Origin of the sequence: Vibrio panuliri (assembly GCF_009938205.1) — a bacterium.
Taxonomy (GTDB): domain Bacteria; phylum Pseudomonadota; class Gammaproteobacteria; order Enterobacterales; family Vibrionaceae; genus Vibrio; species Vibrio panuliri.
The window spans coordinates 1,475,402-1,488,598 of the sequence record NZ_AP019654.1; the positions used below are offsets into that span (position 1 = coordinate 1,475,402).

Consider the following 13,197-nt stretch of genomic DNA (forward strand, 5'->3'; position numbering starts at 1 on the left):
TGATGCGGATTTTACTCTCACTGCCTATTGCTGCGGCTATTGCACTTGCTTTGTTTAGCTTTATGGCGTGGATGGTGGACAATGGTCACCGCCGAGCGCCAGAACAAAGTGAAGCCGTGAGTTTCAATATGGTAATGATGGAAAACGAGCAGGAAGTGCAACGCCGTCAGCGAAGTGTTCCAGAACAGCCTCAGCCGCCCGAAGTGCCAGAGCAGATGGAAGTATCGCAAACTCGTGCGCAAACTGCGAGTGTGTCACCAATGGCGATGCAACCAACACTCGGTTTAGACACCGCGGTTGATGGACTGGCGATCAGCGCTCCAACGTTTGGCGATTTTGGTGTAAACCAGCAAGTTATGCCACTTTACCGTGTTGAGCCACGTTATCCTGCCAAAGCGTTGCGTCGCGGTGCGGAAGGCTTCGTGATACTGAAGTTTACTATCGACCCAACTGGGCGTCCGACAGACATTGAAATAGTCGACGCAAATCCACGACGAATGTTCGAGAAAGAAGCGGTTCGAGCATTGCGTAAATGGAAGTACCAGCCAAAAGTTGAAGATGGCAATGCGATGTCTCAATTTGGTCAAACGGTTAGATTGGAGTTTAAGTTAGCAAAATGATGAAACGTACACTCTTAATCACTCTTCTAAGCTTTTCTGCTTTTGCATCTGTTGCGGCAGAGCTGAGCCAATACACGGCTGTTAGGGTACAAAAAGCCAATGAAATGGCTCAAGAAGATCAGTTCAAACAAGCGATTACCGCTTTAAAGGCTATTGATACCTCAAGAGCTTATGACCAAGCATTTGTTGCCCGGATGCTGGGTGTATTTTACTGGCAAGATGGTCAAGTTAAGAACGCAATTACTCAGTTGCAACGTGCTGTGGACTCTAAACAGTTACAGGACGAGCAAGCTTGGACAACGCAGAAAATGTTGGCAGATTTGCTATTGAGTGAACAAAAGTTCAAGCAAGCGCTACCACACTATTATCAATTGACTAAGCAGGTGCCTAAAAAGCAAAAAGTGGATCAATTGTGGCTGCGTATAGCTCAAGCTCATTATCAAGTTGACGAATGGAAACAAGTTATCCCTGCCGTGGATAAATATCGTCGCCTGCAATCGAAAGAGGAGTTGCAACCTCTGTCACTAAAACTGGGCGCGCAATTACAGCTTAAGCGTTGGAAAGATGCCATTCCAACGGTGGAAAAGCTCATTGCATTACAACCGGAAAAAGTGAACTGGTGGCGTCAACTGGTCAGCCTGCAAATGCAGATCAACGACAGCAAGGGGGCATTAAGCTCTCTCGCGTTAGCTAAGCAACAAGGTATTGAGCTTTCACAGCAGGATCGCAAGTTATTGGCACAACTTTATGCCCAAAGGGGTATTCCAGAACGTGCTGCGATAGAGGTGAGCGAGTTGGATGGAGCAAAGAGTGACATCGACTTGATCGTGACACAAGCGAGTTACTGGCAACATGCACGCGAATGGGACAAGGCGCTAAAGCAATGGCAGCTCGCCGCTCGTCACAATGCCAAGTATCACTGGAATGTTGCTCAGATCATGGTGCAAGAGGGTCAATATCAACAGGCGCTTGCAGTGCTCGATAAGGTGAAAGGGCGCAGTGAACAAGTCGCTCTGGCAAAAACTCGAGCGTACTATAAACTCAATCAACTTGAGCAAGCGCTAATTCAAGCGAAAAAAGCGGACAATATCGCTTCGAGTAAGCAATCTAAAAGTTGGATTAAGTACTTGTCACAGCTGCGCAAAGTCAGTCATTCACAAGCGAGTTGAGTGCGAGAGTGTTGAGATAAAAGTAAAGGGAGCCTAAGTGCTCCCTTTATTGTTTCTGTCGGTTGTTCTACTTACAGGTTTGGCAAACGAACTCTGCTCGCCAAAACAAGTTTGTGTCACTCTGAATATTATTCAGTAGTTCCTTGCCTGACATTTGCGGGTAAGCATGCCTTACGCATGCGTCCTCAAGTACTTCAGCTTTAGAGTAGGCGCGTACGTGAGTGAAGGTGCTTGAAAGATTTTTAGACAGCATGTTCTTCGACAAGCAAATACCATAAACGTCCCGTTTCATGGCTAATCCCCTAGATGTTTTGCGTCTGTCTTATTGTTGTGTGACGCGATGAGTGGCAACTGCACTTCTCCAGATCATATTAAGTATACGAAGATGGCTAACTTTGTGCCTAAAAAACCATCAACTATTAGTGTGGGAGGGGTCAAATTTTGGAGCGAATTATTATGATACGAGAATTTTTTCTCACTCAGTGATAAATAAGTCTTACCGTTGATGCTTTGCTTCAAGGCGGCGAAAGAATGTCGAAAGTGAAAAGCACAATCCAAAGTAGGCGAAACCGACGATTAGCCAGATTTCAAAAATGTAGCCTGAAGAGTTGGCGATTTCTGTGCCAACAAAGGTCATTTCTTGAATGGATATCAGCGAGACAATGGAAGTGTCTTTCACCAGTGAGATAGTTTGTCCTGCAAGGGCTGGTGTGATGGCGCTTAAAACCTGAGGTGCAATGACATAACGGTACTTGACCCATGCTGACATGCCGAGCGAGTCTGCCGCTTCCCATTGGCCTTTGTCGATGCCTTCTAGCCCTGAACGAACCACTTCTGCGATATAGGCAGAGGAGAGTAGACCGACACATAACACGCCAGATAATAAGTTTTCCCACAGATTGGCTGGTCCAAAAAAGAACGCGGAAACGGCCCCGGTTTCACTTGGGTAATTACGCAATACGTCTTCTAATCCAAGCAACGGAATCAGTTGATTGGAAATAAAGAAATAGAAGATAAAAACGAACACCAAAGGAGGAATGTTTCGCACCAGCTGAATAAAGAGGTTCGCTGGTTTGTTTAACCAAGCCGATGAGGAAAAGCGAGCTAATCCAAGCAATGTTCCGACAATCAGCGCAAAGCAGATCCCCCACGCACTAAGACGTATTGTGGCGATAAACCCCTGAAAGAAGTAGGGTAGACCACCATCAGAACGGGGAGTGAACAACAATGAAATTGCTTCCTGCCAATGCCAAGTGTAGTTAACACCGACCGAAGAGCGATAGTAAAGCCAGCCTGCAAAAATGACACAAATGATCAGCAACACCATATCGAGCGAGTTAAGGCGCTTACTTTGGTTAGTTAGTGGGTTACTTTGGCTAAGTTGTCGAGTCGAGGAGTGTTCTGTCACTGTATGTTCCTGAGAAATGAACCCACTTGCCGCAACCAAGATTGGATGATAGCAAGTGGGCAAGTCGTTGTTATTGGCCTTGGGCTACTTGGTCTTGCCAATCAAGCGTTGAGAACCAGTATTCGTAGCGTTCTTTTAACCAAGCGTCTTGAGTGCGTTTTTCAATCCATTGATCAAAAAATGCTTTTTTGTCATCTTCGTTTAAACGTACCGCAAATGCTTCATTGCCCTGTGAAAGACGCTGATCAAAAGGTAAGAACAACTTGTCGGCGTGTTTGATTGACTCATGCTCAGGTTTAGGGCTAGAGGCGATCACCGCATGAGCATTACCATTTAAAACTTCTTGGAAGGCTTGTGACTCATCATCAAACTGAAGGATTTTAGCTTTCGGGAATGTTTCGCGAGCAATTTGCACCGTATATGCACCACGACGAGCGGCTATTTTTATCCGGCGCGAGTCAAAATCAGAAAATTGGCTGAAACCATCAGCTAGCTCTTTACTGGCGGCAACTTGCACACCGGAGTGTGAATAAGGAGCGGTGAAAAGAACGCTTTTTGAACGCTCAGGAGTGATTGACATACCGCCAATGATCACATCGAACTTCTTCGCCAGCAGGGCAGGGATAATGCCGTCCCATGCTGTCGGAACAAACTCAACTTTCCAACCGGAATCTGCGGCCAATTGTTTTGCGACATCCACTTCAAAGCCGATGAGATCACCTTGCTTGTTGCGCATCGCCCAAGGAACAAATGTGGACATACCCACGCGCAACGTGCCGCGTTCATTAATCGAGTCTAGATTGGGGGTGGGGCTGCTGGTTGCATCGGCAAAAGATGGCAATGCAAGCGTAAGTCCCAAAATTGCAGTGATGGTCGCTTTGAATAACTTCATGTTATCTCCTTATATTTTGCGCCAACTGGCTCCTAGTCTATGCTCTAGCCAAGCGGCAAGAGCAGAAAGTGTAAGGGTTAATAGCAGGTATATAGCGGCGACAGTAAACCAGATTTCAAAAGGCATCGCCGTTTCTGAGACGATATTTCGAGCTTCGGTAGTCAAATCAAATATCGCCATTACGCTGACAATTGATGAGTTCTTAATTAACGACACCACCTCATTGGTCAATGGCGGCAGGGTGCGCTGAATCACTTGAGGTAAGATCACATCTTTGTAGCTATAAAAAGGCGATAAGCCCAAGGTTTTCGCTGCTTCAAACTGACCGCGAGGAATACTTTGTAAACCGCCGCGAAGAATCTCAGCGGTGTAGGCTCCTTGGAAAAGAGCAAGTGCGAGTACCGCTGTACTAAACCTATCGAGGCCTATCACGGGACCGAAGACAAAATAGAGTAAGTAGATCTGCACCAGTAGTGGCGTATTGCGAATCAGCTCGACATAACCGGTGGCGATAAAGCGACCGACGCGCGAATCACTCATGCGCAGCAATGCAGTGACTAAGCCAAATATCAAGGTAAATAGCAAACTTAGTGCGGATATCTTTATTGTAACCAGTAAGCCTTCGAGCAGTTCGGCTGGCCACCATTCACCATCTTCATAAAACGCGACAAAATCGGGGACTCGATGCCATTGCCATTGATAACCCATTGCGTCGGCACCCGAGTCCAATAACCAAACGATAGCGATAAACATCATCGCTATTTGCAGGACGGCAAGAAGGGCTGGCTTAACAATTCGATAGATCATCAATAGCTCAGTATTTGGTTTAAAAATGCTTGGGTTCTTTGGTGTATAGGTGCGGCAAAAAGTCGATTTGGCTCTCCGATCTCTACCACTTCACCTTCGTCCATAAATACCACTCGATTGGCGACTTTTTTCGCAAATCCCATTTCATGCGTGACGCAGACCATGGTCATGCCGGTGTTGGCCAACTCGACCATAACATCGAGCACCTCATTGATCATTTCAGGATCCAGTGCCGAGGTTGGTTCGTCAAATAGCAATATGTCGGGTTCCATACAAAGCGAACGGGCAATTGCGACGCGTTGTTGTTGACCACCAGAAAGTTGGACAGGGTATTTATGTGCTTGTTCGGCAATGTTGACACGCTCAAGATATTTCAACGCTCGCTCTTGCGCCTCTGGCTTAGAGAGCTTAAGGGTTCGCATTGGTGAAAGCGTCAGGTTTTCAAGTACGGTTAAATGTGGAAATAGGTGGAAGTGCTGAAATACCATGCCTACTTTACCAGGTTGGATCTGTTTGCTTCCTACCGGTTGATGAAACACATCCAGCGTACCTTGATGGAATGATTCTAGATGATTGATACAACGAATTAAGGTCGATTTACCGGAGCCTGAAGGCCCACAGATCACGACTATCTCACCTTTATCGACGGAAAGATTAATGTTTTTAAGTGCGTGAAACTCCCCGTACCACTTATTGAGCTCACGAAATTCGATAATGGGCTTTTTGACGTTCAAAGGCTGCTTAATATTGTTATTGTTTTGATTACCATAGCAACTAATCTGTGTCTTTGCACATGTTTAACCGAAAGTGAGTGAATAAGTGAGGATTTTGTAACGCTTTTGCTGATTTTATCTACAACTTCAACTGCTTGATAGCGAAAACGTCAGAAACTAACTCGCGAATGAGGATAGAAACGGTTTAGTTTTCACCGATATTGATAGCTCTAACACAATTTTGCATCACTAATTGCGGTGTTTATGTTAACTGGCTGTTAATCTATGAGTTGAGTGTCGTAGTGTGAGGGAGCACGATGGGTTGGAGCGGTATGAGTTTTCGCAAGCGGATGCTCGCGATAATGACATTTTCAGGGTTAGTGGAACTGTTGGTATTAGTCGCCGCAGGGTTTCTCTATATCAAGTACTCACAGGAACAAGAGGTGGGACAAAAGGCGCTCGGTGTTGCCTCTTTTTTATCCCAATCGCCGGCAGTGTTGGAGATTATTCAACAAGGCGGCACACAAGACCAAGCTAAATATCGTGAGCTTAGTCAGATGATAGGTGCTGCCTTTATTGTGATTGGCGATAGACAAGGTATTCGTTTGGTTCATCCTATTGATGAGCGCATTGGTAAACCGATGAAAGGGGGAGACAATGCACGAGCGTTGACGTTTGGCGAATCCTATGTCTCTTTTGCTCAAGGCTCACTCGGCTATTCTGTCCGTGGTAAGACGGCGATTTTTGATCCCAATGGTCAGATTGTTGGGGTTGTTTCGGTCGGTTATTTAGTCGATCGTTTACAAGACAGAATTGAGCCATTCTTAATCTACCTTTTGGTGATGACACTTATTGTGCTTACCGCCAACGCCGTGATTTCCAATTTCGCCGCTCGCCGCTTTCAAAAGGCAATTTTAGGTTTTGAACCAGAAGAAATCGCGCGCTTATATGTGGAACTTGATGTGACGCTCGCGACGCTAAAAGAGGGGATCATTGCGATAGATGCTCATGGACGACTGCGCTCAATCAATAAGAGCGCCTGCCAGATTCTCGGCGTAGAGAAAGAGCATTGCATCAACCGCTTACTTAGTGAAGTCTTGCCCGACAGTGAGTTGCAAAATTTGCTGACCACACCAAGGGTCGATAAAGACATTAATCTGTACTTAAATGGTCAAAGACTTATTGCCAACCGAAGCCCAATCGTGGTGGAAGGTGAAGTGGTGGGGGCGGTATCAAGTTTTCGTCTGCGCGATGAGATAACCGAACTGACGGAACAGCTATCCAAAACCAAAGAGTATGCGGAAATGTTGAGATCACAAACTCATGAACACCGTAACAAACTCAGTACTATCAGTGGTATGGTGCAACTTGGCGAGGTTGAAGCGGTACAAGCTTTTATCGGTCAAGAAACCGCTCACTATCAAAGCTTAATGGAGAGCCTAAGAGAAACCATCGACGAGCCATTAATCGCAGGTTTATTGTTAGGTAAAACCGAGCGAGCTAGGGAGTTAGGCTTGAATCTGGAACTGGAAGCAGGGTCGAGACTGGCACCGTTGCCAGCGAAAATCAATCCAGAAGATGTGGTGACCATTTTAGGCAACATGATCGATAATGCGTTTGATTCTGTCCGCAGTGCTATCTCTCTTCAAGCCGATTTCGAACCATCACGTCGCCAAATTGATGTATCACTTACCGACTACGGGAATGAGATAATTTTAGAGGTGAGTGACCAAGGTGTTGGCCTGCCACAAGAGTTGTCCCCCGAGGCCTTGGTTGAGATGGGAGTCTCAAGCAAAGCGGATGAGGGGCGCGGTGTTGGACTATATCTAATCAATCAAAGTATTGTGCGTTATAACGGGCAGATTGAACTGTTTAACAATGACGATTTTGGTGCGCGAGTCACCGTTTATTTGCCAAAGGAAGGGATGCAATGAGTTCAGTTGTTGACGTTATGATCATCGAAGATGATCTCAAAATCGCTCAGTTGCACCAGCGCTATATCGAGCAACTTGATGGCTTTCAAGTGGTGGGTATCGCGACAACGCAAGCTGACGCACTGTTGCAAATTGAAGTGCTACAACCTCACTTGATCATTTTGGATGTCTACTTACCCGACGGTAGCGGACTGGATATTCTGACTTTTTTGCGCAGTGATAAACATCGTTGTGATGTCATCTTGGTGACTGCCGCCCGAGATGTTGAAACGCTCCAACAAGCGATGCGCGGTGGTGTCATTGATTACCTGTTAAAACCGGTGATTTTCTCGCGTCTGGAACTGGCTTTGAAAAAGTATCAAGAGCAAAAGCTGCTACTGCATAATCTCAGTGATGTCGACCAAAGGCTGGTGGATAAAATGTTGCAGGCACACAGCAATGAACCTCTTCAGGTGCGCCTACCTAAGGGCATTGATAGTGTCACTTTAGATAAGATACGCGGGTTGTTTAGCCAAGCTTTAAGTTTGACCGCTGAAGATGCAGGGGCTCAAATTGGTGCTAGCCGGACGACCGCAAGGCGCTATTTGGAGTACTTGATTAGTACGGGTGAGCTTGTTGCGGACTTACACTATGGCTCAGTCGGTCGCCCCGAAAGGACGTATCGCCGAGTGGCGAGCTTGCGTTAAAGGCACACTTTACTCACTGGCGCTATTAACTCTTTTTAGCTCAGGAAATTAAGGGTAATATTATATGTCATCTCATAAACTTAAGGTGTTTGATTAGCAATGGAATACGTTGCAATAGTCGTTGTTTTATTTGTCGCATTTTATCTGTTTATCCATCAGCGTTATCTCAAGCAAGATGGCTTGAAAGACAGTGCCTATAAAAAGAAAGGCTCACTGCTTAATAGTAAAGAATCGGCGTTTTATAACGCATTGATTGCGGCGGTTGGTCAGCAAGCTGTGGTGATGTCGAAGGTGACCATGACCAAAGTCATCGCACCTAAAGCGAAAGACAAAAAGCAGTGGTTTATTGCCAACAATCGTATTGCTAAAAGCCATTTTGATTTTGTGGTTTGCGATCCACGCAGTCTAGAAGTTCGTGTAGTGATTGAGCTAGATGATGGTTCACCTTTAAGCAAAGGGAAAGTTGAGCGACAAAAGTTGCTTATGCATGTGTGTCAGTCTGCCGGTATCCCGCTGATTGGCGCAACTATTAAGCACAGTTATCAAGTTGGCAAACTGCGTCGATTGCTCGCAGCTCATATTGACCTGATTGAAGCAGACAAAGAAGTGCGTTTTTGTAAACGTTGTGGAAGTCCGATGAACATTAAAACGGCCACCCATGGAGACTATAAAGGTCGTCGCTTCTTTACTTGTAGCCGCCAACCGCACTGTACTTATACAGAAAACTATAATGTTGTTTTTGAAGATGAGTAAACGAGCTTACACACTGTCGGTGAGCGTCTCGCTGTAGGTCGACATCATGACTTGGTTTCGGCCGCTTTTCTTTGCTCGATAAAGCTCCGCATCCGCTTTTTTCAAAACGCATTGTAAAGAGTTGAAGTGGTGGCATTGATAAACCCCAATACTTGCGGTCAGCATGATCGAAGTCTCTTTAACGCTAAACGTATGGTTCTCGATGGCGATACGGATCTGCTCCGCTTTGACGGTTGCTTGCTTTAGTGTCGTATCGTGAAAAGCGATGCAAAACTCCTCTCCACCGATTCGATAAACAAGATGCTCGTTACTAAACGCATCAATTAGCGCAGCGGTTTGCGCCAGAACCTGATCACCGACATCATGACCATGCTTATCGTTCACTTGCTTAAAATGGTCAAGATCTAAAATAAGTAGTGATAGTGGGAGTTTTTGGCTCTCTTGTCGATAGCGCTCAAAGTTATGTATCAGGGCGTGCCGATTGTAAACACCCGTTAGGGCATCGCGCGAAGCCAGTTGACCTAGTGAGGTTTCTGAGACGGTACGTTTTACTTCCAAAATATGAGCTGCCGCCCATACACATAGGTAGCACAACACAAAGTTGACCAGCAGATGAGCGTGTGAAATCAGAGGTTGCTGGCTTATCTTCATCAGCAGTAAGCAAGTCAGGACAAACAAACCAAACGGTGAAACGATGGTTGCAGAACGTTTGCCTAATATCAGATAACCCATTATCGGGAAAAGGTTCGCCCACACATAGACCCCATGACTGAGCGGATGGATGATCACTCCAGAGATGATTGTCGCCATAAATAACCACACATACGCTTTGCGCAGCGGGTGGGTGGCTTTGTCATAGAAAGTGAGGTAGCAGATATAAGCAGAGAAAATACCAAAGCTTATTTCGACTATCGGAAATACCGCGTAACTACCCGTCGTAATGGATAAATAGGATACGATAAACGCGGCGCCAGAAAGAAACATACTCAACCAGAATAGGACGGCTCGCCTAAGATGCCGCGAGGGATTGAATATGTCGAGATCCATAATTACTACCTCCTAAAGCCACTGGTAAATTAAAAACAGGTGGTCAATAGTATGCTTTTATGAAATTGGGTCAATAGCAATTGTTATCGCACTTCACATATTTGTTAATGATATGAAATGATAATCACTAGTGTTGTAACTGCATTGTAGTTAATGACAAGTTTATTGAGAGTGCCGTCATACCAAGAACACGTTCAAAATAATTGAATGACTGGAACGAATCTATGGGCGTTTGTTTGTTTTAAAGCTCCTTAAACTGGTTTACAGAGAATTTGAGGAGGATTGCAGTTATGAGCAAATTAGCAACATATTCAGGATATCGTTTAGTTGAACAAATCATTCATGCTATGCCGACATCAGATGGCGACGGGGTAAAGATTGCTCGTCTAGCTGGGTTTAATCGCGCGGCCTTTTCCCCTTTTTTGATGATTGATGAACTTAAATCTGATGACACTGCGGATTATATGGGGGGATTTCCGCCCCATCCACACCGAGGTATTGAGACTTTAACCTATATGTTGCAGGGACATTTTCAGCATAAGGATCATATGGGGGACGTGGGCGAATTGCGTAGTGGTGGTGCGCAATGGATGGCTGCGGGAAAAGGTGTTATTCATAGTGAAATGCCGATTATGCAAGAAGGGCAATTGCACGGTTTTCAAATTTGGATTAATCAACCTGCACGCGACAAAATGAATCAAGCGAAATACCATGATTTTCAGTCTGAAGTCATAACGCAAGTGCATCAAGATCACCAAGGGTTGTTGCGCGTTATCTCTGGTCGATTAGAAGTCAAGCAAACGCCGGTGTTCGGTCCATTGCAGCAAACAGGAGTGCCTGCCACTGTCGCTGATTGGCGAGCATCTGCAGGGGATAGAATCGAGATTGGTTTGCCTGTCGAGCATAATGTGATGATCTATGTCTATCAAGGGCAGATTACTGTCACGGGGACGCAAGTGCAGCAGGGACAATTGGCACTGCTATCTGCGGGTGAAATGGTGGATATTAATGCTGAAAAAGAGAGTGGTGCGATCTTGTTTAGTGGTCAGCCGATTGATGAGCCTGTTGTGCACTATGGCCCATTTGTTATGAATAGTATGGCGGAGATAGAGCAAGCGATTGACGACTACAACTCTGGTCAGTTTGAAACTTACTAGCCGTGAGGCATAAAAAAGCTCGGCATAGCCGAGCTTTCACATATTCTTGGTCACAATTAGACGTAGTAAGCTTCTACCGTGCCTTTTAGCGTGATCAGCATTGGTTGACCGCGACGGTCTAGTGCTTTAGGAGAAGCAATTTTGATCCAACCTTCGCTGATGCAGTACTCTTCTACGTCGGTACGCTCTTTACCGTTGAAACGAATACCGATTTGGTGTTCGAAACACTCAGCCACGAAGAATGGGCTACGTGGATTGCCTGATAGGTGGTCAGGTAGAGCTGGTTTAGCAGTTGTATCGTTCATTGTATTGACCCAATGTCATTCATTTAAAAGTGCGTCATTGTAGTCAAAGCCCACACTCTGCTCAAGGTTGAATTGAGCGTATCTGATGGCGTTGTGCAAAAATATCCATTTCCATTGGGTTAGGGCTTAATCGGTAGCTCTACGTTGAACAAGAATTCCGCAGTTCCTTCATCGATAATTAAGTCAGATACGTACCCACCAAGAATCGCGCCTAGGGTGGCATCATAATTACGTTCACCTGCCGCGAGGAAAATGCGCCTATCGACTTGGCGAAGCTGTGCAAGGCTAATGCCTAGAATTCGCAGGTCTATTTCCGCCACAACAGGCTGGCCAAATTTATCGTAAAAACGACCGCAAATAACACCCACTGCGCCTAATTCACGATAGTGCTGCATCTCTTGTTTAGAGAGAACCCCAACGCGAATAAGAGGGTTTTCTTCAAGTGCGTTCCCAACCACAAACAGTGCTTTGTTACAGCGGGTGAGGGTATCAAAGTTCGCACGAATAATCGGTTCGGCTTGTAACTCAACCGCCAAGCGAGAGCTGGAGACAACTGCAGGTACATGCAAAGACACCACTCGACCAGAGAGCTTATTGGCTAACTGAGATGAAGATTCTATCGTGGTAAAGTCCGGTTGCGCAGGCATAGACCCCAACATTTGCATCACCGTGACGTTTTTACAGCTTTTAGGGGTCATTAAGTAACTCATTTGGTGGATGGTTCTTCCCCAGGCGACGCCCAGTACATCGCCATCTTCTACCACTTGATTGAGGTACATTCCTCCGGCTTTAGCCAGACGTTCGCGCATTAACTTGGAGTCTTCGCGCTGTTTGGCATGTTCGCCATCAGGAACAATCACCACGCGCTTAAGAGCGAATTTTTCTTTGATGTGTAGTGCGGTTTCTATCGACGAAAAGGTATTTAGGTCGAGGCTGATTTGCACCAATCCTTTTTCGCGTGCAGTTTGCAGATATTTAACCACGGTAACCCGTGATATTCCCATTAACTTGGCCACTTCGGTCTGACTCAAGCCTTCTTGGTAATAAAGCCAAGTGGCGTGGAGGATCGGGTCATTGTTAAATGAGCTGACGTTCTTTAGTACAGCATCGGTCATCGAGTGCCATCCTCATGCATATTATTTGAATTCTGTATGTGTACTCATGTTTTGACAATTATAGAGGGTTTGCCATCTCGCTGGTACCAAAAAAACGTAATATACTTTTGTATCATTGTAAATACAAAGGTAAATAATTATGCTCAAACATATCGACCCGCTATTAAATGCCGAGCTACTTTTTGCACTGCAAAATATGGGGCACGGTGATCGATTAGCCATTGTAGATGCTAATTTCCCCGCTAAGTCTCATGCCAAAAATCACTTTGTTTCCCTCACTGGCGTTGACGCCTCAGCCGTATTGGCAAGCCTGTTAAAGCACTTTCCATTAGATGCATTTACCGAGGTGCCGATGTGGATTATGGCTGAAGATGGTAGTGAAGTACCGACTGAAGCTGCCCGAGACTTTATGCGGGTAAAGGATGCATCGGAGGAATCTGAGCATCAAAGTATTCTGCTGGATAGACAAGACTTTTACGTTGCAACGCGAGAGTGCCAACTGGTGATTAGTACCAGTGATATGCGCCCGTATGCGTGCATGATTTTACAAAAAGGTGTGATCTTTGACTGAGGTCATAATTCCAACCAAAT

At 45.6% G+C, this 13,197-nt stretch carries 15 protein-coding genes; 7 read left to right on the forward strand and 8 right to left on the reverse strand.

Annotated features, from left to right (window positions below; all coding sequences use genetic code 11):
* Positions 1-2 precede the first annotated feature (2 nt).
* A complete protein-coding gene (locus GZK95_RS06720) occupies positions 3-620 on the forward strand; it encodes an energy transducer TonB (RefSeq protein ID WP_404817702.1) in 618 nt (205 codons plus the stop codon).
* Positions 617-1,789: a tetratricopeptide repeat protein gene (locus tag GZK95_RS06725; protein ID WP_075714271.1), complete on the forward strand. Its 1,173-nt coding sequence runs from the start codon at positions 617-619 to the stop codon at positions 1,787-1,789. Before GZK95_RS06720 ends, GZK95_RS06725 begins: the two co-directional genes overlap by 4 nt.
* 67 nt (positions 1,790-1,856) lie before the next feature.
* Here the strand turns inward: GZK95_RS06725 and GZK95_RS22265 are convergent, their stop codons facing one another.
* The 5 genes from GZK95_RS22265 to GZK95_RS06745 form a co-directional block, all read right to left on the reverse strand.
* Positions 1,857-2,081: a hypothetical protein gene (locus tag GZK95_RS22265; RefSeq protein ID WP_075709465.1), complete on the reverse strand. Its 225-nt coding sequence runs from the start codon at positions 2,079-2,081 to the stop codon at positions 1,857-1,859.
* A 204-nt stretch (positions 2,082-2,285) separates the two neighbouring features.
* A complete protein-coding gene (locus tag GZK95_RS06730) occupies positions 2,286-3,197 on the reverse strand; it encodes an amino acid ABC transporter permease (RefSeq protein ID WP_075714269.1) in 912 nt (303 codons plus the stop codon).
* Between the two features lie 70 nt (positions 3,198-3,267).
* Positions 3,268-4,089, reverse strand: a complete 822-nt coding sequence (locus GZK95_RS06735) for a transporter substrate-binding domain-containing protein (RefSeq protein WP_075714267.1) — start codon at positions 4,087-4,089, stop codon at positions 3,268-3,270.
* A 9-nt stretch (positions 4,090-4,098) separates the two neighbouring features.
* Complete coding sequence (locus tag GZK95_RS06740) at positions 4,099-4,896, reverse strand: amino acid ABC transporter permease (RefSeq protein WP_075709468.1); 798 nt, start codon at positions 4,894-4,896, stop codon at positions 4,099-4,101.
* Positions 4,896-5,630 (reverse strand): amino acid ABC transporter ATP-binding protein, encoded by a 735-nt coding sequence (locus tag GZK95_RS06745; RefSeq protein WP_075714265.1) that lies wholly within the window; start codon positions 5,628-5,630, stop codon positions 4,896-4,898. The genes GZK95_RS06740 and GZK95_RS06745 overlap by 1 nt, the downstream gene beginning before the upstream one ends.
* Positions 5,631-5,926: 296 nt before the next feature.
* On the opposite strand from GZK95_RS06745, the gene GZK95_RS06750 reads away from it, so the two are divergent.
* The 3 genes from GZK95_RS06750 to GZK95_RS06760 all read left to right on the forward strand — a co-directional run bounded on the left by GZK95_RS06750 (position 5,927) and on the right by GZK95_RS06760 (position 8,982).
* Complete coding sequence (locus GZK95_RS06750; protein WP_075714263.1) at positions 5,927-7,543, forward strand: ATP-binding protein; 1,617 nt, start codon at positions 5,927-5,929, stop codon at positions 7,541-7,543.
* Positions 7,540-8,229: a response regulator gene (locus GZK95_RS06755; protein WP_075714262.1), complete on the forward strand. Its 690-nt coding sequence runs from the start codon at positions 7,540-7,542 to the stop codon at positions 8,227-8,229. Before GZK95_RS06750 ends, GZK95_RS06755 begins: the two co-directional genes overlap by 4 nt.
* A gap of 99 nt (positions 8,230-8,328) precedes the next feature.
* Positions 8,329-8,982, forward strand: coding sequence for a DUF2726 domain-containing protein (locus GZK95_RS06760; protein ID WP_075714260.1), 654 nt, complete (start codon positions 8,329-8,331; stop codon positions 8,980-8,982).
* Between the two features lie 6 nt (positions 8,983-8,988).
* On the opposite strand, the gene GZK95_RS06765 is transcribed toward GZK95_RS06760, so the two are convergent.
* Positions 8,989-10,029, reverse strand: a complete 1,041-nt coding sequence (locus GZK95_RS06765) for a GGDEF domain-containing protein (RefSeq protein ID WP_075709473.1) — start codon at positions 10,027-10,029, stop codon at positions 8,989-8,991.
* Positions 10,030-10,319: 290 nt separating this feature from the next.
* On the opposite strand from GZK95_RS06765, the gene GZK95_RS06770 reads away from it, so the two are divergent.
* Positions 10,320-11,186 carry a pirin family protein gene (locus GZK95_RS06770; RefSeq protein WP_075714258.1) on the forward strand — a complete coding sequence of 289 codons (867 nt, stop codon included), beginning with the start codon at positions 10,320-10,322 and terminating at the stop codon, positions 11,184-11,186.
* A 56-nt stretch (positions 11,187-11,242) separates the two neighbouring features.
* Here the strand turns inward: GZK95_RS06770 and GZK95_RS06775 are convergent, their stop codons facing one another.
* Together GZK95_RS06775 and GZK95_RS06780 are read right to left on the reverse strand one after the other, a co-directional pair.
* On the reverse strand, positions 11,243-11,491 hold the full coding sequence (locus GZK95_RS06775) for a DUF3297 family protein (RefSeq protein WP_075709475.1): 249 nt from the start codon (positions 11,489-11,491) through the stop codon (positions 11,243-11,245).
* Between the two features lie 119 nt (positions 11,492-11,610).
* Positions 11,611-12,606: a sugar-binding transcriptional regulator gene (locus GZK95_RS06780; protein ID WP_075714256.1), complete on the reverse strand. Its 996-nt coding sequence runs from the start codon at positions 12,604-12,606 to the stop codon at positions 11,611-11,613.
* 139 nt (positions 12,607-12,745) lie between these two features.
* Between GZK95_RS06780 and GZK95_RS06785 the strand changes: the two genes are divergently transcribed.
* The gene (locus GZK95_RS06785; protein ID WP_075714254.1) at positions 12,746-13,177 is read left to right on the forward strand and encodes an RbsD/FucU family protein; all 432 of its coding nucleotides are present in this window, start codon (positions 12,746-12,748) and stop codon (positions 13,175-13,177) included.
* Positions 13,178-13,197 lie beyond the last annotated feature (20 nt).

Coding starts and splice junctions, on each gene's coding strand:
- GZK95_RS06720 (WP_404817702.1), top strand. CDS start 3: ATGCGGATTTTACTCTCACTGCCTATTGCTGCGGCTATTGCACTTGCT.
- GZK95_RS06725 (WP_075714271.1), top strand. CDS start 617: ATGATGAAACGTACACTCTTAATCACTCTTCTAAGCTTTTCTGCTTTT.
- GZK95_RS22265 (WP_075709465.1), bottom strand. CDS start 2,081: ATGAAACGGGACGTTTATGGTATTTGCTTGTCGAAGAACATGCTGTCT.
- GZK95_RS06735 (WP_075714267.1), bottom strand. CDS start 4,089: ATGAAGTTATTCAAAGCGACCATCACTGCAATTTTGGGACTTACGCTT.
- GZK95_RS06740 (WP_075709468.1), bottom strand. CDS start 4,896: ATGATCTATCGAATTGTTAAGCCAGCCCTTCTTGCCGTCCTGCAAATA.
- GZK95_RS06750 (WP_075714263.1), top strand. CDS start 5,927: ATGGGTTGGAGCGGTATGAGTTTTCGCAAGCGGATGCTCGCGATAATG.
- GZK95_RS06755 (WP_075714262.1), top strand. CDS start 7,540: ATGAGTTCAGTTGTTGACGTTATGATCATCGAAGATGATCTCAAAATC.
- GZK95_RS06760 (WP_075714260.1), top strand. CDS start 8,329: ATGGAATACGTTGCAATAGTCGTTGTTTTATTTGTCGCATTTTATCTG.
- GZK95_RS06765 (WP_075709473.1), bottom strand. CDS start 10,029: ATGGATCTCGACATATTCAATCCCTCGCGGCATCTTAGGCGAGCCGTC.
- GZK95_RS06770 (WP_075714258.1), top strand. CDS start 10,320: ATGAGCAAATTAGCAACATATTCAGGATATCGTTTAGTTGAACAAATC.
- GZK95_RS06775 (WP_075709475.1), bottom strand. CDS start 11,491: ATGAACGATACAACTGCTAAACCAGCTCTACCTGACCACCTATCAGGC.
- GZK95_RS06780 (WP_075714256.1), bottom strand. CDS start 12,606: ATGACCGATGCTGTACTAAAGAACGTCAGCTCATTTAACAATGACCCG.
- GZK95_RS06785 (WP_075714254.1), top strand. CDS start 12,746: ATGCTCAAACATATCGACCCGCTATTAAATGCCGAGCTACTTTTTGCA.